Genomic DNA, 22,105 nt, shown 5'->3' with positions numbered 1-22,105 from the left:
GCCGACTCTAAGAGCGCTTCTTGATCGGGATCGACATTGAAGTTCTGACGTTTGATCATGAGTATGAAATGAGTATATCATACTTATCGGCTCAAGCTAAGCCTTTCGTGAGGCCCCCATCGACCAGAAGGTTGGTGCCGGTGATATAGGCGGCGGGTTGGGAGCAGAGGAAGACGATGGCGGCGGCGATTTCTTCGGGAGTGCCGAGGCGCTTCATTGGGACTTCTTGGGCTTGCTTATCGAGGGCTTCTCGGGGGGAGATGCCGTCGCGCTGGCTTCGGACCTCGGCGAGGTGGATTTGGCGGTCGGTAAGCGTATGGCCGGGCAGGACGCTGTTGACGGTGATGCCGTGTGGGGCGAGTTCGAGAGCCTGGAGGCGGGTGAGGGCCATGAGACCGGCGCGGAGGGTGGAGGAGATGGGGAGAAGGGCGTTTGGTTCTTTGGCGACGAGGGAAGTGTTGTGGACGATGCGGCCCCAACCGCGCTGCTGCATGTCGGCGGCGACGCCTCGGACCATACGGACGACATTCATCAGCGTGGAGTCAAAACCGGACTGCCATTGGTCGTCGGTCATGATCTGCCAAGACCCGGCCGGAGGTCCACCGGTGTTGGTGACGAGGATATCGATTGGTCCAAGTTTCGTCGTGGATTCTTTTATCCAATGATCAACTTGGTTGGGGTTTGAGACGTCGCAGACGATGCCGATCGATCCGTTTCCGATTTCGGAAATGGCGTTGTCGAGGGAGTCTTGGGTGCGTCCGCAGATTGAGACGCGACAGCCTTCTTGGGCAAGCATTTTGGCGGTAGCAAAGCCGATGCCTTTGCTACCGGCGGCCACCAGGGCGACCTTTCCGGCGAGTCCTAAATCCATAGTTGGAAGGGTACTTCATTGTGGCGGCGCATAGGACTGGGACTCTTTGGGTCAACCTTCTATCGAAGCTTGAAGTGTTTTAGATGCCCACAGGCGGGACGCCTGTGCCCCCAAAAAGCCTCAAATCTATAAGGTTGGCTTAGCGGATTTTCACCTTCGGTCTCCTGACACGAGTCAGGAGAAACTGATCCAAATTACCCGCGGAGAACTTAGGGAGGGATATTTGGGTCGTCCCGATACTCGGAACTCCTCGGACTTTGGCTGTTGACTTGGATTTCCTGGGGTGCAAGCACCCCAGGCTATGGTCTGGGACCCCGCTGGGGTCCTTTCTGTGGCCGGGCTAACACGGTCTTTGATGTGACCCAAAGGTGGCTTGTTTATGCCTCTAGGTGCGAAGTTTTGTTGAGCGGATTTTCCCCTCCCGTCTCCTGACACAAGTCAGGACACACCCTCCCCCGTTTTCGCTTCGCGAGAAACCGGAGAGGGGTTTCAGTGTCGTTCCTGTGCCTCCAAATCAGGGCTATTTGCCTCGACTGATCGAAACGATGCGGACCGGGCCGAGGAGGCCGGAGGGCATGAGTTTGGAGTCGGCGGTGAGGTTGCGGATGTTGGTTCGGGTGAACGGGGTTTGGCCAGGAGAGCGGGCGTCGCCGATGACTCGGTTCGGCCAGAAGTTGGTGACCCTCACTTCGAGGACGTTGGTGCCGGGTTGTACGGCTTGGCTGATGTCGACGCGGAACGGCGGGGCCCAGACGATGCCGAGATTGCGACCATTGAGGATGACTTCAGAGACCTCGTGGACCGAACCGAGGTCGAGGGCGAGGCCTTTGATGGCGGTTTGCGGACCTTCGAACGTCGTGGTGTAGACGGCGGTGCCCGAGTAATAGCGGATGCCGGGGTCGGGGTTTTCGGACCAGTCGGTCAGCTTTTCGAAGGCGGTGTGGGCGGGACCGCCCCACTTGGGATCGAACGCGACGCCCCAGCCCGAATCGAGGAAGCCGAGGTCGGTGACGCGATCGTAGTTGGCGAGAGGGCCGATCTTGGGATCGGGACGGCCCGGGCGGCGGAAGACGACGAACATGGAGCCGCAGGGGTTGAACTCCATGGGCACGGTGGTGTGGATGGTGTCGTCGGTCCAGGACGGAACGTCGCGGACCTCGCCGGTCATCGGGTCCCAAAACTCGGGCACTTTGCCGGTCACGCGGAACGAACAGGCAGCTTTTCCAGCGGTCTTGGAGCGGTTGGCCACGAAGTAAATGTCGGCGTCGCCATCGCGACGGTGGACATAATTGATGTCGAGATCGTCGGGCGAGGTGAAGGCGAAGTCGGGTCCAGCGGTGCGGCCAAGCAGGGCATCGCGACCGGAAAGCCCGGAGAGTACGACCCCGTCGCCAACGGTGCGAACGGGCACGGATGGGCCAGCACCCCAAAGTTCATCGGCGATCTTTTTGACCTCGGCGTCACGCTGAGGATAGTCTTCTAGACTGGTGGCTTCGGTGGGCTTGGGCCCGAGCACGGTTGCGCCGGCAATTACTAACTCGCGGACCTTCTTGAGCACGGGCAACGAAATGGTGGTGCGGTTGGGCAGCACGAGGAGGCGGTAGCGCATGCCATCGGGGAGGACGAGGTCGCCGTTTTCCACCTGGACGCGATTGAGTATGACCTCCTCGGTGGCGACATCGTAGTCGTAGCCGGGTCGAACCTTGGCGGGATCGGACTTTTCGAGCTGGGCAAAGTTGGGGACGTGGTTTCCGTAATACACCAGCGCGTCGGCCACAAAGCGTCCCTTTTGGAGCATGGTTTGGACGCGGTTAAGATAGGCGAAAAAGGGCTGAGATTGGTTCCACCAGGTGACTTTGGGGTTGAGATGGGTACCAGCAAAGTACTGCTGACCGGGCAGACCGGTGGAGTCAGGCGAGCAGACGAAGGCATGCCAGACCAGGCGGTTCAGACCCTGACAGCTTGCTTCGTCGAAATTGGGTTTGAGGTTGTCCCAAAGGGTCTCCTGCCAGTGAGGTCCGATGGTGGTGAAACCTTCGGCGAGGACAAGGTTATGACCATAGGTGTGGGCAGCAGACGCGGGCTGCTTCACAAAGAAGCGGTCTTCTTCTTTGACTCGATGTGTCCAGGATGAGGCCCAAAACTCGGACATAGGTGCGTCATCCATGCCGAGGCATTGAAGGGAGTCGATAGGGACTGCGTGGGGCCCGCCCGACTCGGGATGGATGAGGAGACCGTGCTTGTGAGCGTTGTCTCGGAAGAGGCGATAGTGGTTGTCGATGGCGAGGTCGCCGATGGTGCGGCGGAGGTCGTTGAGGAAGCGATTGCTCTTGGTGCGGCTGTCGACGATTTGGCCGAGCATGACGGGAAGGTAGGGCCACATGTCGTAGCCGCGTCGGCGTCGAAACTCCTCTCGGAGAGTGGGAGTCCAGTTAGCGACTTCGACCTCCCAACTGTCGGTGTGAAGGTACTTGAGGGTGTTACCTGCGAGCGGACCGGCGTCGCGGATGAGGGGTTCGACGACGGTGTTCCAATAGCGCATGAATGCGCCCTTGTCGAAAGGATCGATGGCGTAGCCGTACCATCCTTCGCTGTTGGTCGAGACGTGACAGTGATCGTTGAGGGTATAGCCGATGCGGAAGACCTGCCAATGGCCGGGCCGTTTCTTCCAATGGAGTGTGCCGTCGGCGTCCATGTCGCGGGAGACATCGATGACCTCGGACGAGCGGGTAGCGGCTTCACGCGGGATATCAGGACCGTCGTCTAGCAAAAGGGAAGTGTCGGGGGCGGAAAAAGAGAGACCTTTGATGAGAGCCTTTTCTTCGAAATGGCGCAAGGTTCCGGGCTTGGCAGAGGGATCGACGGGATAAGCGACGACGGCGACTTCGCCGTAAAGGGCAGGATCGTGTTTGGGCTCCTGAAGCTTGATGGTGGTTGCGTTGCCATCGACGGTCGTCGACGAGAAAACGAGCTTCTTGGGGGCGTCTTTGGCGGGCACCATCGGGCCACCGAGGTTCCACCCGCTCATGATGTTGAGGCTCATTTCTAAGCCTAATTTGTGGGCTTCTTGAAGTGTGAACTTATACAGTTCACGCCATTCGGGAGAAAAGAAATCTGGACCATGTGGGACCGGTCCGTTGCCAAATTGGTCGGCTCCGTTGGCATCGCAGATGAGGGCTCCACCAAACCCTTTGGCGGCCATTTGCTCAAGATCGCGCTGGATGGAGGCGCGGGTGACATTGCCGTTGAGCCACCACCAATAGGCACGGAGCTTGCCGGAATTGGGCGGATTTTTGAAGTCAGATTCCAGGGAACTTTGGGCCGAGGCTAGGCACGGCACCAACAAAGCGAGGACCACAGCCCACTTCGGCATGAACCCATGCTACCGGGATTTGACGTCGCGTGCAACTCGAAAGCCTTGGTTGCTGAAAGAAGCCCGCATATCTACCTTGCCGATGTCGATGGAGTTGAAGAAGCAGCACGAGTTGAGACTGCACCACCAGGAGCCGCCGCGGGCGTGGACGGTGCGGTCGGATTTGTCGCTTTTGAGATGGCCGGAGCAGAACTCGAAGACGTTTCCGTACATGTCGTACAGTCCGTTGGGACTGGGCGCGAAACTGCCGACCGGCGCGGTGGTCATATAGCCGTCGGAGGTATCGGCCCGGAGGTGATCTCGACCATGCCAGACGTTGGCATACTTGCCGATCTTGGTGAGATCGTCGCCGAAGAAGGTGTCGGTGGTGGTCCCGGCGCGGCAGGCGACCTCCCACTCGTCGAGGGTCGGGAGGCGGACGCCCGCCCATGTGCAGTAGGCCAGGGCGTCGCGGTAGCTGATGGAGGTCACCGGGTGATCCATCAACTTTTCGATCCCGCCGCGCTTTTTGCCGTTTGGGTAACGCCAGTTGGCGGTTTTGTCTTGGAGCCACGTGAACTCTTTCAGCGGCGGGGCGAACACCATCGCGTTGTGCAGGCGTTCGGCGTCGGTGACGTAGTGGGCGGCGTCGACGAACTGTTTGAACTCACGGTTCGTCGTTTCGTAGACGGCGATTTCGAACGCTTTGAGGGTGACCTTCCTCACGGGCGTGTCGAGACGATCGGCTTTGCCGACCTGGTAGGTGCCGGCGGGAATGGCCACGTAGCCCTTGGCCCCAAGCGGCGAGGCAAGCAGGACAAGGGCGGCGACGATCATCTCCTTTTGGTCTTATAGTACGCGGTTGCGCGCTCGATAACGAGGGCTTGGTTTTCGGGATTGGCGACGATAAAGCTTCGGTAGTTGGAGGCGTCACCAAAGAGCTTTTCGCAGGATTGCGACTTCATAAAGGGGCCGTATTTGCCTTGGTGCATGAGGTCCATTAGCACGGTCAAGATGTCTTGATCGTAATGCTTTTGGCCATAAATCTTGATCATATCTGGAATGAGTTCGTAGGCCTGAATCTCGATGGCGATGTGCTTGAGATTGAGACCGACGTGCTTCTGGCCGGTCATGGTTTCGCGCAAAAGGCTGACGACTTTCGAGCGGTACTTCTTGAAGAACGCGAGCTGGCGTTCACTCCACTGCTCCTCGTCGCCGAAGTTGCCGGGGATGTGGCCAAAGATTTTCTTTTCCTCGTCGACCATCGGGGGCATAACATCGCAGTTTTGGGAGAAAACTTCGCCGTGGAGGGCGTTATAGGTGAACTTCTCCTCGACCGAAAGGGCGTTGTAAGTTTTGTTCGCCATGATCACGTTGTCTTCGCCGTCGGGCTTGATGGCCTTGATGAGCTTTTTGACTTTGGCGAGGCCGTATTTTGGCTCGGTGATCTGGTTGCGATACTCGCGATACTTTTCAGACGCCTGGCTTGCGGCGGGTGCCGCTTGGTCTTGGGCAAACCCCGCTGTCACGATGGACAGCACAATGCAAATCGAGAACAGCTTTCTCATTGCAAATAGGACGCGCGGCGGCAGTTGGAAGGTTCGTTTCGGAACGGAAGTCCGACCGGCAATTTCTCGCTCCGCAAAAGTCGTATAACGAAGGGACGATGCCACACGATCCGGAATTGGCGGAACGCATTCGCGTGCTGGTGCCGCGACTTGACCTAGCTCCGAACGAGGAGATGAGCGAGATCAAGATGTTCGGCGGGCTTTGCTTTGCGATCAACCGAAAGATGACGGTCGGCGTGGGGAAGGATCGGCTGATGATCCGCCTTGGGGATGAGGACATGGAAGGGGCGATAGCCGCCAATGCCGTTGATCCGATGGACTTTACGGGTAAGCCGTTGCGCAACTTTGCCTATGTGGCGAAGGGGCATTACGATTCGGACGAGGACCTGCTGGGCTGGATGCAGAAGAGCACGACTTTTGTTCGAGAGCATATGTTGGGGAAGAAGAAATGAGTTTTCCAGAATCGGGGCGACGGTTCCTGCGGGAACTGGAGCTTAACAACAACCGGGATTGGTTCAATGCGCACAAGGCGGAGTACGAGACCGAGGTGAAAGGGCCGAGCGAGGAGTTCTTCGAAGACGTTCGGCAGGGGCTGGCGGACCTGCGCGGCGAAGAATTCGGCGGCAAGCTGTATCGAATCTACCGCGACGTCCGGTTTTCGAAGGATAAGACGCCGTACACGCCTTACGTGCGAATGTCGTTTTGGCGGATGCCGGAAGAGTCGGGTTTGTGTCGGGCTTTTCATGCCTCGATCGAGCCTGATCGGCTGACCGTTGGGACAGGGGTTTGGGAGTTCGACTCTGAGCGGCTGGCGGCCTTTCGGCAGAGCGTGGATGAACTTCCGGCGGTGCTCGACGCCTTGGTGGAGATGGGAGCGCGGATACCTGAACCTGAATTAGCGCGGGTGCCGAAGGGGTTCGACGCGGCTTTACCGTTGGCCGATCACTATCGGCGAAAAGGGATCAGCGCGTGGTTCGACCACGAGTTGGACCGAGAAGCAATCGAGGCATCGTTGGCCCTGGACGGAATGCAGAAATTGACCCCGTTATACGATTGGCTCTGCAAGTTCTAAAAAAAGACGGCCCCGAAGTGGGGCCGCTCTGGGAAACAAGGGGCGCTGCCGCAACAACAGACGCCCCCGAACTGGGAACGAGGTGGAACTTAAATTTTTTCGAGGGTCAGGTAGACCATCGTTTGGTTTAGCAACTGGAACGCGACCTCGCCGAAGGTAATCGGTCCGGTGACATTGCCCGTCTTCTTGCCTTCGAGTTCCGAATACAGGAAGTTAAGGATGCAGTTGCAGGAGAACGCGATGGAGTCGGAATCCTTCGGCATTTGGCTGGTGAACTGGCCCACATAGTCCTGAATCGGGTCCGCAAGCTTGTACTCCGCGCCCTGGAAGACGGGAGCGTATAGGTTGACGATCTGATTGGCTTCGTCGATGCCCTGGAAGCTGACGTTGATCATCGCCCCGGCGTAGTTCGCGACGAGCGGATTTTTGATGTCGACATTGTTTGCCTTCAGGTACTCGGCGAAGTTCTGCTTGACACCGTTGACGAGGACATCCTTTACGGAGAAGCTGGTCTCGGGGAACTCAAGCGTGTCGCCGCCGCCTTGGGTGAAGATGTTGACGATACCCATGTCGCAGACGTAGTCGGCGTCGAGGTCGAGGTACATCAGAACCGCATCCGATTCAGAAGACCGGCCATTTCGGCCGTCAAAGACTGTCGGCGTCGTTTTGCCGAGTTCGCTCAGGTGCACTCCAGAAATCCATCCGACCAAGGGCTTCATGGCGAAGTCTTCGTAGCTCGGCGCATTCAGGGCAAACGAAAGGTGGCTCGGGCTGGTGGCAGGCAGGATGATGACGCCGAAGCCGTTCTCCGGCATGTTTCGGTAGACGTTCGGTAGGTCGGCTTCGGACACCAGTTGGGTCGAAACGATTTTCGTCGCCTCGGGCAGCTTGGTTACGAAGACTCGATTTTGGGAAACGACGCCGCCCTCTTCGGCGATGAAATACGGAATGCTTCCACCGATCCAGTTGCCCTTGGGAAGCTGGCAAAGGACATTGGCGTCCGCGGCGACGAGATAGGCCCCAGGCTGGGTCAACAATTGCGATGCTTGTTCAAGCGTTAAAAGTTGTGAACTCATGGTCATGGTCCTCCTTAGGCGAGTTTCTCGATGTCGCGCTGGACGGTCGGAATCTTGATGTTCTTTTCGAAAAGGTTGTGGAGTTCGGCGACGATTTGGCTCATCGTCTCTGGCTTCAGCTTGAAGCGCTGTTGAGCCGAACCGAGAAAAATTTTGATGGTCAGGCTTTCGAAGGCGATGGCCTTCTTCCCCGAAATAATGTCGGCCCAGACTGGGCTCGACGGCAATGGTAGAGTCATTGTTTCAAATAGCTCCTCTGCAAATGTTCCGAATGGGGTGATTCCCGAAAGGAGCTTGATTGATGAATCGGGGTCGCTTTTTGTCATAAGAATTTACTTCAAACAAAACGGGTCTTTATCAAGATTCCGAGCGCCAAAGTTTTATGGATCGGGAGGCGAACTGAGGGTATCTTAATTGCTTCCATGCGCCTTGAAGTGTTGATCTCTTCCGACGAAATTCAGTCAAAAGTTCGTGAACTCGCCCAGCAGATCGACGCTTCGATTCCCAAGTCCGACCAGCCGATCATTCTGCTCGGAATTCTGAAAGGCTCGGTCCATTTTCTGAGCGATCTTTCCCGGGCTTTGTGGGATTTGGGCCGCGATTGCCACCTGGAATTCATGCAAGTGAGCAGTTGGCATGGCGAAACGAGCAGTTCCGGCGTAGTACAAATTAAGAAGGATCTCGACAGCAGCATCGAAGATCGGGACGTCGTCATCGTGGAAGATATTCTCGACACGGGCCGGACGCTCTCGCACCTTCGCGAACTGCTGGGAACCCGGCGTCCTCGCTCGCTCCAAATCTGCGCTTTGCTCTCAAAACCGGATGCAAGGATCGTAAATGTGGAATGTGAGTATATAGGTTTCCCCATTCCTAACAAATTTGTGGTAGGATACGGATTAGACTTCGACGAGCGATTTCGCAATCTGCCGACCATCGCCGTTTTCCACCAAGACGAATAGGTTTCTAATCTCGCGTCTCCCTGGTTCGAAGTTTTTCCTTATAAATCTCTCTATTACGGACTCTACTGTCTATGACTCCGACATTCAGACAACGCCAAGGGCAAGGCGGCGGTAACAACCAAAACAACAACCGACGCCGACGCAACCGTGCCAACGAGGGTCTGCCTAAGGGCGACTCCCAGACAGAGCTCGAAAATCTGCCAGAACACGATTTTTCTGAGTTCGACGCCATGCCGCCAGCCGAACTGCTGAAGGTGGCAAAGAAGGCCAAGATTTCGGCCGACCTGCTCAAGTACGAGGTCATCGAGGCGCTCCTGCCAGTGATGAACAAGGAAAAGGAGCCTCAGTATGCCAAGGGCATTCTTGAGATCATGAACGACGGATGGGGCTTCCTGCGAAAGGACACCTATCAGCCGTCGCCCGACGATGTTTACGTTTCGCAATCGCTGGTGAAGAAGGGCAACCTTCGAAGCGGCGACCTCGTTTTCGGCCTGGTTCGAGCGCCGAAGGAAGGCGAGAAGTATCGCGGCATGCTCCGCGTCGAGGCGGTGAACAACACCGGTCTCGCGCTGCTGCACAACGTCAAGCGAAAGAATTTCGACGAACTGACGCCGCTGTATCCCGACGAGAAGCTGGTGATGGAGACGACGGCGGACAATATTCCGACGCGAATCGTCGACCTGATCTCGCCGATCGGCAAGGGCCAGCGCGCCCTGATCGTGTCGCCGCCCAAGGCGGGTAAGACGACGATGATGAAGTCGATCGCCAATGCGATTTCGACCAATCATCCCGAAGTCGCTCTGCTGGTCTTGCTGGTCGACGAACGACCGGAAGAGGTGACGGACATGCGACGATCGGTTCGCGGCCAGGTGATCTCGTCGACCTTCGACGAGCCGGCGGAGAACCACATGCGAGTGGCCGAACTTTGCCTTGAGCAAGCCAAGCGACTGGTGGAATCCGGTCGAGACGTGGTCATCATGCTCGACTCGCTGACGCGACTTTCGCGCGCTTCCAACTTGACGATCAACCCTTCGGGACGAACGCTGACCGGCGGTCTCGACCCGTCGGCGCTGTACCGACCGCGACGGTTCTTCGGCGCGGCGCGCAACATCGAAGAAGGCGGCTCGCTCACGATCATCGCTTCGGTTCTGGTGGATACCGGTTCGAAGATGGACGAATCGATCTTTGAAGAGTTGAAGGGTACGGGTAACTCGGAAATCATCCTCGACCGCGAACTGTCGGAGCGCCGCATTTGGCCAGCTATCGACGTGCGACGGTCGTCGACCCGACACGAAGAACTGCTGTTCAACCGGGAGATTTACGAAGGCGTGGTCCAGCTTCGCCGCCTGATGGCGAAGGAGCAGAGCTCGCTGGAAGCCACCGAGCAGTTCATCAAGCTCATCAAGCGAACGCCGAACAACGCCGCGTTTATCGAAGGCGTTATTCAACGCACTCGCGCGACGGTTTAGTTTTGAGCCTTTAGCCTTTTGAAATCAGCCTCCAGTTTTTTGCTGGAGGCTGATTTGCTTTTGCGGGTTGGTATGATTCACCCATGATGAAATGGCTGAAGGGTTTGTTTGGAAAGAGTGAGTCGAGTCCACCGGCGAGCGCGCCTCCGCAGGGTGCCATGGCGCGGGGCGGCGTACTGCCTTTGATGCCGATTCAGAAGGAGCAGGCGCAGGCAGAATGGCAGAAGCGAAGGGGCTCGGCTCGCGGGGTGGCGGTGATTTTGGTCGATCCCTTCGACCATATTGAGATCAAGGAAGATGCGGTGGACGGCCGGCCCGCCGAGGTTCTGGCTCAGGCCGCCGAGGTGGACCTGGCGGAGTTTTTCGCGGCACGGCGTGAGAACTTGTCGTTGGACGAGGACGAAGAGGCCGACGAGGAACTGGAGTCCGCGCATCGCGAGCCGGACCCGGCGAAGCTGACCAAGGCGACCGACCCTGTTCGGACGTTTTCGGGGGCGGAGTTTGGGAAGAGCGCTTTTCTGTCGGAAATCCCTTGCGAGGCGCCTTGGCAGGTGTTGGCGCACTACCCGTTTGGCGGGTGGAACGATACGCCTTACGACCACGAGTTGACGGCGGTGTTCCGCGATTGGTTCGAGCGGTTTGGGGCGGTTCCGGCTCTGATTTCAAACGACGTGATCGAGTTTTGGGTGGATCGTCCGATCGAGGACCCGGCGGTCGCGGCGAAGCTGGCGATGGAGATGTTCTGGCTCTGCCCTGATGTGGTGGATCAGGGCACGGAGTCGGTCGAAGAGCTTGCTAACGCGGTGTTGGGCGCGAACGTGTGGTATTTCTGGTGGGACTGAGGTTTTGCTCTTGGGGTAAAGAACTCGATAGTCCCAAGTTCGACAAGAGATGCCCACGAACGACGTAATTCTACTAACAAAAAAACAGAAGAAGGTCAAACAGCAAATAACTTCCGAAGCACAGCGCTCGAAAGAAGCTTATGATGCTAATATAGATTGCAACTGAGCCGGGAGGAAAAGGCAAAGATATGGTCAGCTTCCCAATATTAAAGAACGTTATTATCGAGGGATATGGAATGTATCCCGGTACAACAGATCAACCGGGTCTAACATTTGAATTTAAGCCCGGCCTTAGCCTCATTCTAGGAGCAAATGGAATAGGTAAAACGACTTTCATTTCAATTCTGTTCCGGTCACTCACGGGACCGTACGAGCTACCTACGGCGACTCTCACTGGAGACTTAGGTAGCGCACGAATCCAGGCTATCAGGATGCCCTCGTACGCCCGCAGCGTATTTGCCAACCGCGTTATGAATGGTGCATCGGACGCCGTGGTTACCTTGACGTTTATGCTGAATGACACGTCGGTGGTCATTTCAAGGTCGTTACATGATTTGAGCCTAAGGCAAGTAATCATAGACGGTTTGATAACCCATTTAGCCGAGGAGGATTTGCAAGCCGAAATATGTAGACTCGCTGGAGTTTGGTCGTTTGGCGACTGGATATTACTGCTACGGCACATGATCTTCTATTTTGAGGATCGACGAGCGTTGGTTTGGGATCAATCAGCACAACGCCAGATTCTCCGGATACTGTTTATGCAGCCAGATATGTCTGAGGTCTGGATCAAGAAGGAACGTGAAGTTTTAGAGTTAGACAGTCGTATGAGGAACCTGCAGAGTGCTGTTTCAAGGGAGGAACGGGCACTAGCAAGTGAGGTTGCAAAGTCGGAAGGAGCCAAGGACATACGTGCTGAATTGGAAACGATTGAAAAGCTTTTGACAAGCGATTCAGCTGACCGGGAAACCCTTCAATATGATCTGGTAGGCATTGAGGCAGCAAGGCAGGATCGCCGCCTTTCGTACTTGCAAAAAGAACAAGAGAGGGAATCTGCTTTTAGAGAATTCGAAAATGCTAAGTTGATTGCTATTGCATCTAGATTCCCGAGTCGCTCTGATACGGCTCGCTATATCCTTGCGCAATTGATGACGGACAACACCTGCTTAGTTTGTGGCTCCGAGGTACCGGGAGTGGTAGAAGAGCTCACCCAGCGTATAGAAGACTCACTTTGTGTTGTGTGCGCTTCTGATATTTCCGAAAGTGAGATCTTAGCGGAATCTAGCGAACTGGCCGATAAACGCGTGCAAGTAAGTCTTCGACAACTTAATGACTGTGATGTTGCACAAGAGAGTGCGGCAAATGCGCTGAAGGAAATTGAATCTGCCTTTTCGCAACATGTTCTTACAATTCAAGAACTAAATACTTCTATTGCCAAAAAATCGGCAAGGCTAGCGGAATTAGTTAAGCTTTTACCCCCGGAGGAGTCAAAACTGCACCGAAAGCAGGCGGAAACGGCGGCATTGAGAAGTAGTGTTGAGTCTCAGCGTCAAATGCTCCAAGAATTGCGCACATCTTTTCGCTCTTTCATTGAGATCAGAAATAAGGAAATAGCTGATAAAGCTTCAGATGTTGTAGCTTCCTTTCACAGCTTTGCCAGAGGATTCTTACTGGAGGATTGCACCCTAAGCTGGGCACCAAGGAAGTCAAGGCTGGGAGAGACAGGTGAGTCATTCGATTTTCCATTTTTTGAATTGGATCTAAGTGGCTCAGACTTCAATTCAACGGTGCGCCGTACCGGGCCTGAACAGGTGTCCGAAAGTCAGCGAGAATTCATCGATCTCTCATTTCGAATGGCTTTGACATCAACGGCAGGAGCACATGGATTCACCAGCCTGCTTATTGATGCGCCAGAGTCATCATTGGATGCCGTTTTTGTGGTTAGGGCGGCAAGCGTTCTCGCTAAATTTGCACGTGCTACCGTGGAAAACAGACTGGTCGTAACATCAAATTTGGTGGAAGGGCAATTGTTGCCACTTCTATTGAAGACAGCCGAAAGTGATAACCATAATTTTGAACGGTTGCTGAATCTTTTTGACATTGCGGAGCCAACTGAGGCGATTAGACAGTTGCATGATGAATATCAAGAACGAATTGAGAGCTTACTTGCATCTCTGGGTGACAATTCGTGAAATCTGAATTAGAGACGAGATTAAGGCATCAAGTCAGGTTGATAATTCTGCTTTATTCGGCAGAGAGGGCAGGGATATTGCCACTTCGTGTATTGAGGCTCCATACCTTTGCATACCTTATGAATGTTCTTGCGCCAATTTGGGAATTAAGCGCGCTTGACAGTGACCTACTCAAAAGGCAAGGTGGACCATATTATCCTGCTCTCCAGCAGGACTTAGACCGGCTGGTGGGCATAGGTGTGGCTCGGGTGCTTGACCCCAGCCATATTAAAGATGAAATGGGGCGTTGGCGACTGGATGGGTCCTATAAGCTGAATACAGAGTTTTCAAAGCCCATTATGGAGTGCTTGAAATATTTTCCGGAGGAGCAACGACTTGTGGAATTTGCCTGTGAGTTGGCGCTAGCACTATCATCGCTCTCCGATAATGAGTTCGACGACGCCATGACTGAAGACATAACTTACTCGACGCCCTTGGTAACAAATGGTAACAGGTTGGACTTTAGCCGAACGGAGTTCAAGAATCTAAGTTATCTTGCGACTAAGGAAATCGAACAGAGGATGTCGGCGCTGGTGACCATGTCCCCGGGCGAAAAAGTTCATTCGTACATTAGATATCTTCACATGAGGTTAGAAAGTGCCTGATCAAATTGCGCCGGGTTCCCTTGGTACTTGGTCTATGATTGAGTACACGGAAGCGGCACTTGTTGGTGTAGGTATTGGAACTGACGCCGGACTCCCCGCAGAAGTCCGGTTTCTCGCAAACACCGTAAAGCTTATCAGGCGAAGAATCGCCGAGGCGGCAGCACAACCTGAAAAAAAAGGGGTTGCAGTGTTCCTGCTTGCCCCAAATGTGCCGGACGAGATAGAAGAAGACGCGGTTCGTGTGCCTAGGTTGGAGAATGGTCTAACTTCTCTTGTAGAAAAATTATGGTTTGTAAACGAGATTGCTGCCAGCGGACGTAGCATGAATATAGGAGATAAAGATGACGAAGCCGTGTTTGAATTGGTGTGCAACGAGTTAAGTTTAGGTGCGGTCCCTGCGATTTTCTATGATTCGAGAACTGCTAGTCCTGAAGTGGTTTACTACCCATCGGGCCTTTCGGAATTGGATACGCGAAGCTTAATAAGTCTTAACTCTGAAGTGACATTAGAGCAGGTTCTAAAGACTGTCGAAACAATCTATGAAAAAATGTTAGTTACGCCGGATGCACAGTCACAGGAATTGAAGCTATGGGAGAATCCGGGTAAGTTTTGGCCAATAAAGAATGCCGAGCGAGGTATTCAGGCGTATCTCCGTATGGGGTTACAAGGGGCTTTTCCGGCCTGCATAATTCGAGAAGAGCAATCACAGACGACGGGCAGAATAGACCTAGAGGTAGAGGGACAAGATGCTATCAATAGAAGTAGTTTTACAAGATACGCCTTATTAGAACTTAAGGTCTTGCGCTCATTTGGGAGCACGGGAGATGTGGTCACTCAAGACTATACCATGAATTGGATTGAGTCTGGGGTTAAGCAGGCGTCAAGCTATAGAGATGAGCGAGGAGCACGCGAGTCCGCATTGTGCTGTTTCGACATGAGAACTTCGAAAAGTTCAGATGAATGTTGCTTTGAACATGTACGCGATCTGGCTCAGGATAGGAGCGTGGTCACGCGGCTTTGGTACTTGTTTGCAAGCAGTGAACTCTACAGGGAGTACCTTAATCAGACCGCCTAACACTTCTGCAATACTAAAAGAGTTTCGGCTAGCTCGGCTCTTCCGCCTTGTTGCGGCGATGATTGCATTGACCGAAACGGTTCGAGTGCAAGAAGCGTCCACCCGTTGGCTATTGCTAGTTCCTTAAGAATCCTTGCTGTTTCAATATGGACACCTGCATAAATACTGTCACCTATGACGATCCATACTGATCCTCCATCCTTTATTTTGTTGAATAGTTTGTGAAGCAGATCAGTTAGTTCGGCGAAGTAGGCACCGATCATTTGAGTCAAGCGTCGGTCCCAAAGCATGGATTGCCTTAAGTGTAGGTCTGCCATAACTTTTTCCAGCGTAGGTGAACCGCTAGGGTGGGGCGCGAAGATCCGGCCAACTTGGACATGTGATGTAAGTGTTGAAGAACGTAATTCGTAATTTGAATCAGCGTCGGATAGATAACCCAATGTCCAAAGTTCCACATTATAAACATCAGTATAGTCGAATGAATTAGGATACGGTGGCGAGAAGACACAGAGGGATGTATCATCTTTGCCCGCCAATAGTTGCCTAATGTCACCTCGTAATAAAGAATATGACAAGCAACTGCGTTTTGAAAATCGATGTATATCTGTAATGGCATTTTTTGAGGCTTCTATAAATCTCGTATATACATCAGGTCCCGTTATCGTCCTCGACTGCCAATTAGGTCTGTAACGTCGACCTTTTCCACTTACCACAACATTACTTAGATCGACTAAAATTCCGCCGAGAAGTATGCGAAATAGTCTTCTGTGTCGAAATTCATCTAAGGATTCAATCGACTCAAGAAGTGAAAATATACTGCGAGCAACCTCTTTGGAAAATATCCACCTCTTCTTATACCCAGGCTCAATTAACGTCCTGGGGAATTGAGGTGCGGTGTAAGAGCAACCGTGACGCTGAGAGTTTTTAATTACGAGACCAAAATCTCGAGTTAACAGGTCAGTATCGTAGCTGTCAATCTTGGATTCAATTAGGTCAGCCAGGAAAGGATTGACTTCCGCAGTTATTGGGTGAACTCCCAAAAATTGACATGCCAATGCCGTAGTGCCAGAGCCACCAAAAGGGTCAATACAATTTGTGGTGGGAATTGGATTCTCAGAAATAGCGCGCTGAATGAGTTCTGGTGCAAAGGCTTCCTTGAAATGTCGCCAACCTTGGAACGGAATCTCTAATGCTCCCGCATTTGTTCCAAGACTTTTGATTTGGCGAGTCTGAGTCCAATCTTGAAATGAAGTTTGTATTGCCGTTCCTCCAGCTGCGAGGATGATTATATCCGGCAATTATGTCCGACCAGGTTCACGTTTCATTCGTGGTTCTCGTCTTTTGCCGGAAATGATTGCCTGTGCTACGGATTCCTCGTAGGTAGAAAGAATGATAGTGTTTTCGAAGATTCTTCGACCTTGTGTTCAGGCTGGACAGCCCAAATGGAGGTCGAGACCACTTGCTGTACAGGAAAATCTTCCTAATTGGTTGTGTTTGACGGTCGGTTTTTCGCTCGGAGTAAAATAGTCGTATCCCCGCGAGATGCCTTTCGCATCCTGACTTCGCTAAAGCTACGTCGGACAGGAAGCTACGCCGGACGGCCTCCTTCGCACAAGGCTAGGGCGGCCAAGAGAGCGCGAACAACAGACCCTATGAGCACCATCGAGCAAGAAGCGAAGCGTCGCCGCACGTTCGCCATCATCTCTCACCCCGACGCCGGAAAGACGACCCTCACCGAGAAGCTTTTGCTTTATGGAGGGGCGATCCAGTTGGCGGGGTCGGTGAAGGCGCGGCGCAACCAGCGCACCGCTACCTCGGACTGGATGGAGCTAGAAAAACAGCGCGGCATCTCGATCACTTCGACGGTGCTTCAGTTCGAATACAAGGGGCACGTGCTGAACCTGCTGGACACTCCGGGGCACGACGACTTCAGTGCGGACACGTATCGAACCCTGACGGCGGCCGACGCGGCGGTCATGCTGATCGACAATGCGAGCGGCGTCGAGAGCCAGACGCGAAAGCTCTTTGCCGTGTGTAAGCAACGGGGACTGCCGATCTTTACGTTCGTCAACAAGCTGGACAACGAAGGTCCGGGGCCGCTAGCGATCATGGCGGAGATCGAAGACGTGCTCGGGATTCAGAGCACGCCGATGAACTGGCCGATCGGGCAGGGCGTGGACTTCAAGGGCGTGTTCGACCGGGCGTCGAAGACGGTGCACCTTTACGACAAGGCGTCGCACGGCTCGAACGCGATCGAAGCCACGAAGCTGTCACTCGACGATCCGCGCCTGAAGGACGAACTGGGTGAGGCGAAGTACAACCAGCTCATGGAGGACATCGAACTGCTTGACGTGGCGGGCGAGCCGTTCGATTTGGAGAGGGTTTTGGCGGGAAATCTGACGCCGATCTTCTTCGGTTCGGCGCTGACCAACTTCGGCGTGAGCCTGTTCCTGGACCAATTTATGACCATGGCGCCGACGCCCGAGAGCCGCTTGGCGAAGACGAAGGACGTGGTGGAGAGCGACGATTTCAGCGGCTTCGTGTTCAAGATTCAGGCGAACATGGACCCCAACCATCGCGACCGAATCGCGTTTGTGCGGATCGTTTCGGGCATGTTTGAGAAGGACATGGAGGTGCTGAACAAGCGGAGCAACAAGCGGCTGAAGCTGTCGCGCCCGCAACGGCTGTTTGCGCAGGAGCGGGAGACGGTCGAACTGGCGTACCCGGGCGACATCGTGGGCCTGACGAACCCAGGGGCGTTTATGCTGGGCGACACGGTGACGACCAACGCCAAGATTCAGTACAGCGAGGTGCCTGAGTTTGTGCCGGAGGTGTTTGCGCGGCTGACGAACATGGACGTATCGAAGCTGAAGAACTTTGAGAAGGGGGTGGAGCAGTTGTGCCAAGAGGGCCTGGTTCAGCTTTTCTGGAACCCGAAAAGCGTTCAGCGCGAGCCGATTTTGGGCGCGATTGGGCGATTGCAGTTCGAGGTCGTTCAGTACCGGCTGATCGCCGAGTACGGCGTGAAGACCAACGTGGAGATGATGCCGTACGAGATTATTCGGTGGCTGGACGGCGACGCGGCGGAGATCAAGGGCATCTATTGGGGCTCGAACGCGGTGGGTCTGGAGGACAACTACGGGGTTCCGGTGGCGCTGTTTACGACCGAGTGGGGCTGCAACTACCAGGTTGAACAGCATCCGAAGATCAAGTTTATGCGGACGCCGTCGGAAGGGTTTACGGCGTTGGCGAATTAGGTTGGGAGTTGGGAGTTGGGAGTTGGGAGTTGGGAGTTGGCCCGATGGTTCGGGGGTTTCCGCTTCGCTACGAGGGTTGGGAGTTTGGAGCGTTTATCTACCTCACCTCCTCCCCCCGATTCAGCTTCGCTTCATCCTCAGAAAATAGTGCCTTTGTGGCACCCTTTTCCAAGGGCTCTTCCTCGCGATGCTCGGCGGGGTCTAACGACAAGCTCCTAAGGTCGCGGGAGGGTCCTCTCCTAAGAGTGCCTGTCGCACAGCAGTTTTTCCAAACATTTGACGACCCATTTGTCGCCGCCATAATGGCGGGGTCGTCCCGAATATCGGGACTCCTCGGACCATTTCAGGTTCGAATGCTACCGGGGGTCTACGCTCGTCCCTCGCTCCGACCGCCCGGCTACCATCTGTGATCCCTCCGGGATCAGGTCTTCGCTTGCGGTGCGACAGACTCTAAGAGGAGATGAAAAAAGTTGGGAGTCGGCAGTTTGCAGTTGGGAGTAGCCGGTTTTCATTTGAGTCTCGAATAGCAGTAAGATGAGGCGTGAGCAAATCCATGCCTCTTGAGCAATTCGTCCGAAACTTTCCCCTGCGAGCGTGCGAGGTCACTCGGGTGGCGCGATCGATGGACGAGAATGAAATGGAGCTTGAGATTTGCCAGTCGGTCAAAGGGCAACTGCACGATTTCAAGATGCACTTCATCGGCGTGAAGTTTAAAACCATGCCGTGGACGAACATGAAGGTCCAGCGGTGCCGGGTCCTCAACGGCACCTTTGAACTCGTCGACGAGAAGGGGCACGACGCCGATGTGAGCTTCAAGGAGTGCCTCGTGACTTACGAGGACAGCTACGAGAAGGCGTTCAGGGGCTGATTTCTTAGGGCGCTCTCGGGACGTAGACGTACACGCTTTTGCCCGAACTGGTTTGCCGGGCGATGCCGATGACACCGCCATCGGACGTTTGGAATAGGGCGTCGGTGAGGACGAGCCCCGAGCCAGGCGGGATGAGGTTATTCATATTGACCGGCTTCGAGATGCCGCTTTGCCAAATGACGGCGAACTGATCGACGCCGAACCCTTCGGCCCCGCAGTAGACGCCGTCGTCGCCGACGTACTTGACTCGGGCATCGGTGCCGGTGAGTTGTGAGGGAGCAAAGGCGGGATCGAGAAGGACCTCGGAGCCAGAGGGCACGCCGCCCAGGTTGGTATCGAGGATCGCGGCCTGACCTCGGAAGCGATTGAGGGCGACGAACTCGGAGTATGCCGAGTGAGCGTTCGTGCCAGGGACGTAGGCGGCGGGCTCGTTCGGAAAGTTTGTGAACGTACAAAGCCGGTGGGCTAGGTTGTTGGTCAGGCTTGAATAGATGGTGAAGTAGATGGTCCCTGAGTCGGCGATAGCGGCGTTATAGACGCCCTCTAAATTTGGTCCGCCGAAGGCGTATGCGGTCGCGTGCGAGGCGTCCCAGTACACACCGAAGCTGCCATCTTGGCCGACGATCACATTGCTTTCGTTGATGGAGGTCGCGTTCGTTTGGTGGGGAGTGGCGGGAGCCTCGGGGAGGGTGACGGGAGCGGATTGCGGCGAACCCCAGAATGCGGCCAGCTGATTTCCCGATCCGGTCTGCATGTTGCCGACGATGGCTCCGGAGGAGTTGATCGCGTTGGCGTAGCAATCCGTTCCTTGGAGCATCGCGGGTGTGGCGGTCGGAGACTCCCAATAGTAGGGAACCGAGGTCGATGATCCATTGGCCACGAAGTTGCCGACCATCTTGCCGTTGGCGGCGAAACCGGTTAGGGTTGTGTTGCCATTGTCGGGCACGGCAATGACCACGGGCGTGCCGAAGGACGTGGTTTTGACGCCCGACGTGACTCCGCCGCAGGCGAAGATCGTGACGGCGAGTGCACCGAGGGCCAAATTGCGAACTACTTGCACGGGAGGTCCTTCCAGTATACGGGCAGGCGCTATTTGACGCGGGAGTAGATATGCTCGCCGATGACGATGCTGTCGGTTCCAAATCGGTAGATGCTGTTGACGATGTAGAGGTTGGGTTGGTCGACGGCGAACAGGTATCCGTCGAGCACCCAGGTCCCAGTCGATCTTCGGTCGGGCCCGTTTTCGGGCTGAAAGGAGAAGCTGTACTTGACGGTGCCGTCCTTTGCAAATTCGTACTCGCCCGCGCCCGGAATGTGCCATTTGCCCACTAAGTAATCGGCGGTCACGGGTACGCACGGGCGGTATTTCGCGCCGCCATACAGGAAGAATTCGCCCTCGTCGTCTTTGCCGGTCGAATACTTGAAGGTCGAGTTGCCGCCGCTGATGTGGGTGGTCATCGTGCCGTTGCCGACGCTCCAGGTGCCCACGCTCTTGGCGTCGTTGGGGTTGGCGCGCTCGCCTTCGATGTCGATTAGGTTTCCGCCGCCGAACCGGGGAAAGCGAACCATCGTGCCGTCGGGCAGGTAGATGGTGGCAAAGATGGCGCTTTTGCTATTGAGCTCAAATCCGGCATTCATCCACATGCCGGTCGGCTTGCCATCGACCAAATGCGCCTTCGGGATTTCGGTCCCGCGGCCGCTGGGGAGCCAGCCGGGGCTGCCGAGGTAGAGACCTGGCGTGTCGCCGGTGCGGATTTTCTTGGCGGCCTTCTTGGGGCGCGAGCTGAGGAGGATCTGCGAAAGGTCTTTTTGGTATTTCTCGACGAGGGTGTCGTCGTTGGACATGACGCACATGCACGCCCCGTTATCGTCGTCGGCGACCATTTGGTAAAGGCATTGGTAGTCGCCGATATTATCATCTTTTAGCTTTTGAAGTTGTACAAATATTTCGTAAGGTGGACGCTTGGTCGATTGTGTTTCGCCATGAGAGACCACGTGAGTCTTTTCGCCGGCGGCAGCGAGAAAGACGTTGAAATTATCGAGCCAAGGCTTGCCGCTCTTGGGGATCGGCGGAGCGACGATGACGGCCACGATCTTGCCTTCGTCGAGATGGTTTGGCGTGAGAATGAGGACCTCCGCGGACTGTTGGACCTGCCAGTTGGCGGGCAACGTGTACTCGACGCCTTTGAATTCGCTTGGCTTGGCTTGGGAATAGAGATTGGCGGCCAGATAAAGGCAGAGTTGAGGGAGGACCATCCGCGAAATTATATCCAGTCTAGCGGTCGGTAGAAGGTGGGATTTGGTCGGCGAGGATATAGACTGGGGCGATGGTCTCGCCGCAGGAAATGGCTTTGGTACGGAGCCGGGCAAAGGAGATGCTCGGCCGCGCAGGGATTGTGCTGACGCCGACGGAAGCTGAGCATATCGAAGTCGCCGACTTCGGCTTGGGTGAGTTGGAAACGACCGGTCTAGAATTGGTGACGTACATCAACACGGAGCGGTGCTGTGCCAAGGAGTTGGTGTTGTTTCCGCGGCAGACATGCCCTGAGCATCGGCATCCGCCGGTGGGTGACGACCCGGGCAAGGAGGAGACGTTTCGATGTCGTTGGGGGATGGTGTACCTGTACGTCGAGGGGGAGGCGACACCGAATCCGTCGTGCCGTCCGCCAGCGAGGCGGGAGTCGGCCTATACCGTTTGGCATGAGGTGGCGCTTGGGCCGGGCGAGCAGTACACGATCCTACCGAATACGTTGCACTGGTTCCAGGCCGGAGACGACGGGGCCGTCGTCTCCGAGTTTTCGACGAAGAGCCGCGACGAACTCGACATCTTTACCGATCCCGAAATTCGCCGCGTGCCGTAGGG

General features: G+C 55.2%; 20 protein-coding genes. 11 read left to right on the top strand and 9 right to left on the bottom strand.

Annotation, left to right across the window (positions count from 1 at the left end; all coding sequences use genetic code 11):
- Window positions 1–91: 91 nt before the first annotated feature.
- The 4 genes from GC165_16615 to GC165_16600 form a co-directional block, all read right to left on the bottom strand.
- The gene (locus GC165_16615) at window positions 92–871 is read right to left on the bottom strand and encodes an SDR family oxidoreductase (protein MBI1334492.1); all 780 of its coding nucleotides are present in this window, start codon (window positions 869–871) and stop codon (window positions 92–94) included.
- A gap of 520 nt (window positions 872–1,391) precedes the next feature.
- Window positions 1,392–4,244, bottom strand: a complete 2,853-nt coding sequence (locus GC165_16610; GenBank protein MBI1334491.1) for a glycoside hydrolase — start codon at window positions 4,242–4,244, stop codon at window positions 1,392–1,394.
- A 9-nt stretch (window positions 4,245–4,253) separates the two neighbouring features.
- Entirely contained in the window at window positions 4,254–5,060 is an 807-nt protein-coding gene (locus GC165_16605; GenBank protein ID MBI1334490.1) for an SUMF1/EgtB/PvdO family nonheme iron enzyme, read from the bottom strand.
- Window positions 5,057–5,791, bottom strand: coding sequence for a hypothetical protein (locus GC165_16600; GenBank protein MBI1334489.1), 735 nt, complete (start codon window positions 5,789–5,791; stop codon window positions 5,057–5,059). Before GC165_16600 ends, GC165_16605 begins: the two co-directional genes overlap by 4 nt.
- 98 nt (window positions 5,792–5,889) lie before the next feature.
- Here GC165_16600 and GC165_16595 point away from each other — a divergent pair, with 98 nt between their 5' ends.
- Complete coding sequence (locus tag GC165_16595; protein MBI1334488.1) at window positions 5,890–6,243, top strand: hypothetical protein; 354 nt, start codon at window positions 5,890–5,892, stop codon at window positions 6,241–6,243.
- A complete protein-coding gene (locus GC165_16590; protein MBI1334487.1) occupies window positions 6,240–6,863 on the top strand; it encodes a TIGR02453 family protein in 624 nt (207 codons plus the stop codon). The genes GC165_16595 and GC165_16590 overlap by 4 nt, the downstream gene beginning before the upstream one ends.
- A gap of 89 nt (window positions 6,864–6,952) precedes the next feature.
- Here the strand turns inward: GC165_16590 and GC165_16585 are convergent, their stop codons facing one another.
- The gene (locus GC165_16585; protein MBI1334486.1) at window positions 6,953–7,939 is read right to left on the bottom strand and encodes a hypothetical protein; all 987 of its coding nucleotides are present in this window, start codon (window positions 7,937–7,939) and stop codon (window positions 6,953–6,955) included.
- Window positions 7,940–7,953: 14 nt separating this feature from the next.
- Window positions 7,954–8,178, bottom strand: a complete 225-nt coding sequence (locus GC165_16580; GenBank protein MBI1334485.1) for a hypothetical protein — start codon at window positions 8,176–8,178, stop codon at window positions 7,954–7,956.
- A gap of 183 nt (window positions 8,179–8,361) precedes the next feature.
- Here GC165_16580 and hpt point away from each other — a divergent pair, with 183 nt between their 5' ends.
- From hpt to GC165_16550, 6 genes are all read left to right on the top strand, one after another.
- Window positions 8,362–8,898 carry a hypoxanthine phosphoribosyltransferase gene (gene hpt / locus GC165_16575; GenBank protein ID MBI1334484.1) on the top strand — a complete coding sequence of 179 codons (537 nt, stop codon included), beginning with the start codon at window positions 8,362–8,364 and terminating at the stop codon, window positions 8,896–8,898.
- A gap of 71 nt (window positions 8,899–8,969) precedes the next feature.
- Window positions 8,970–10,367 carry a transcription termination factor Rho gene (locus GC165_16570; GenBank protein MBI1334483.1) on the top strand — a complete coding sequence of 466 codons (1,398 nt, stop codon included), beginning with the start codon at window positions 8,970–8,972 and terminating at the stop codon, window positions 10,365–10,367.
- 83 nt (window positions 10,368–10,450) lie between these two features.
- Window positions 10,451–11,209, top strand: a complete 759-nt coding sequence (locus GC165_16565; protein ID MBI1334482.1) for a DUF4253 domain-containing protein — start codon at window positions 10,451–10,453, stop codon at window positions 11,207–11,209.
- Window positions 11,210–11,397: 188 nt separating this feature from the next.
- A complete protein-coding gene (locus GC165_16560; protein ID MBI1334481.1) occupies window positions 11,398–13,398 on the top strand; it encodes an AAA family ATPase in 2,001 nt (666 codons plus the stop codon).
- 119 nt (window positions 13,399–13,517) lie between these two features.
- Window positions 13,518–14,042 carry a hypothetical protein gene (locus GC165_16555; GenBank protein MBI1334480.1) on the top strand — a complete coding sequence of 175 codons (525 nt, stop codon included), beginning with the start codon at window positions 13,518–13,520 and terminating at the stop codon, window positions 14,040–14,042.
- The gene (locus GC165_16550) at window positions 14,035–15,117 is read left to right on the top strand and encodes a hypothetical protein (protein MBI1334479.1); all 1,083 of its coding nucleotides are present in this window, start codon (window positions 14,035–14,037) and stop codon (window positions 15,115–15,117) included. The genes GC165_16555 and GC165_16550 overlap by 8 nt, the downstream gene beginning before the upstream one ends.
- On the opposite strand, the gene GC165_16545 is transcribed toward GC165_16550, so the two are convergent.
- Entirely contained in the window at window positions 15,114–16,376 is a 1,263-nt protein-coding gene (locus GC165_16545) for a hypothetical protein (protein MBI1334478.1), read from the bottom strand. The genes GC165_16550 and GC165_16545 overlap by 4 nt on opposite strands.
- Window positions 16,377–16,769: 393 nt before the next feature.
- On the opposite strand from GC165_16545, the gene GC165_16540 reads away from it, so the two are divergent.
- Together GC165_16540 and GC165_16535 are read left to right on the top strand one after the other, a co-directional pair.
- Window positions 16,770–18,374 (top strand): peptide chain release factor 3, encoded by a 1,605-nt coding sequence (locus tag GC165_16540; protein MBI1334477.1) that lies wholly within the window; start codon window positions 16,770–16,772, stop codon window positions 18,372–18,374.
- 553 nt (window positions 18,375–18,927) lie between these two features.
- Window positions 18,928–19,242: a hypothetical protein gene (locus GC165_16535; GenBank protein MBI1334476.1), complete on the top strand. Its 315-nt coding sequence runs from the start codon at window positions 18,928–18,930 to the stop codon at window positions 19,240–19,242.
- 4 nt (window positions 19,243–19,246) lie between these two features.
- Here the strand turns inward: GC165_16535 and GC165_16530 are convergent, their stop codons facing one another.
- On the bottom strand, window positions 19,247–20,302 hold the full coding sequence (locus GC165_16530) for a hypothetical protein (GenBank protein MBI1334475.1): 1,056 nt from the start codon (window positions 20,300–20,302) through the stop codon (window positions 19,247–19,249).
- A 29-nt stretch (window positions 20,303–20,331) separates the two neighbouring features.
- Window positions 20,332–21,498 carry a hypothetical protein gene (locus GC165_16525; GenBank protein MBI1334474.1) on the bottom strand — a complete coding sequence of 389 codons (1,167 nt, stop codon included), beginning with the start codon at window positions 21,496–21,498 and terminating at the stop codon, window positions 20,332–20,334.
- Between the two features lie 71 nt (window positions 21,499–21,569).
- Here GC165_16525 and GC165_16520 point away from each other — a divergent pair, with 71 nt between their 5' ends.
- On the top strand, window positions 21,570–22,103 hold the full coding sequence (locus GC165_16520) for a D-lyxose/D-mannose family sugar isomerase (protein MBI1334473.1): 534 nt from the start codon (window positions 21,570–21,572) through the stop codon (window positions 22,101–22,103).
- Window positions 22,104–22,105: the final 2 nt, after the last annotated feature.

The organism is Armatimonadota bacterium, from assembly GCA_016125185.1.
In the GTDB taxonomy this organism is placed as follows: Bacteria; Armatimonadota; Fimbriimonadia; order Fimbriimonadales; family Fimbriimonadaceae; genus Fimbriimonas.
Note: the sequence above shows the minus strand (reverse complement) of the source record. Positions and strands in the feature narration are given on the sequence as shown.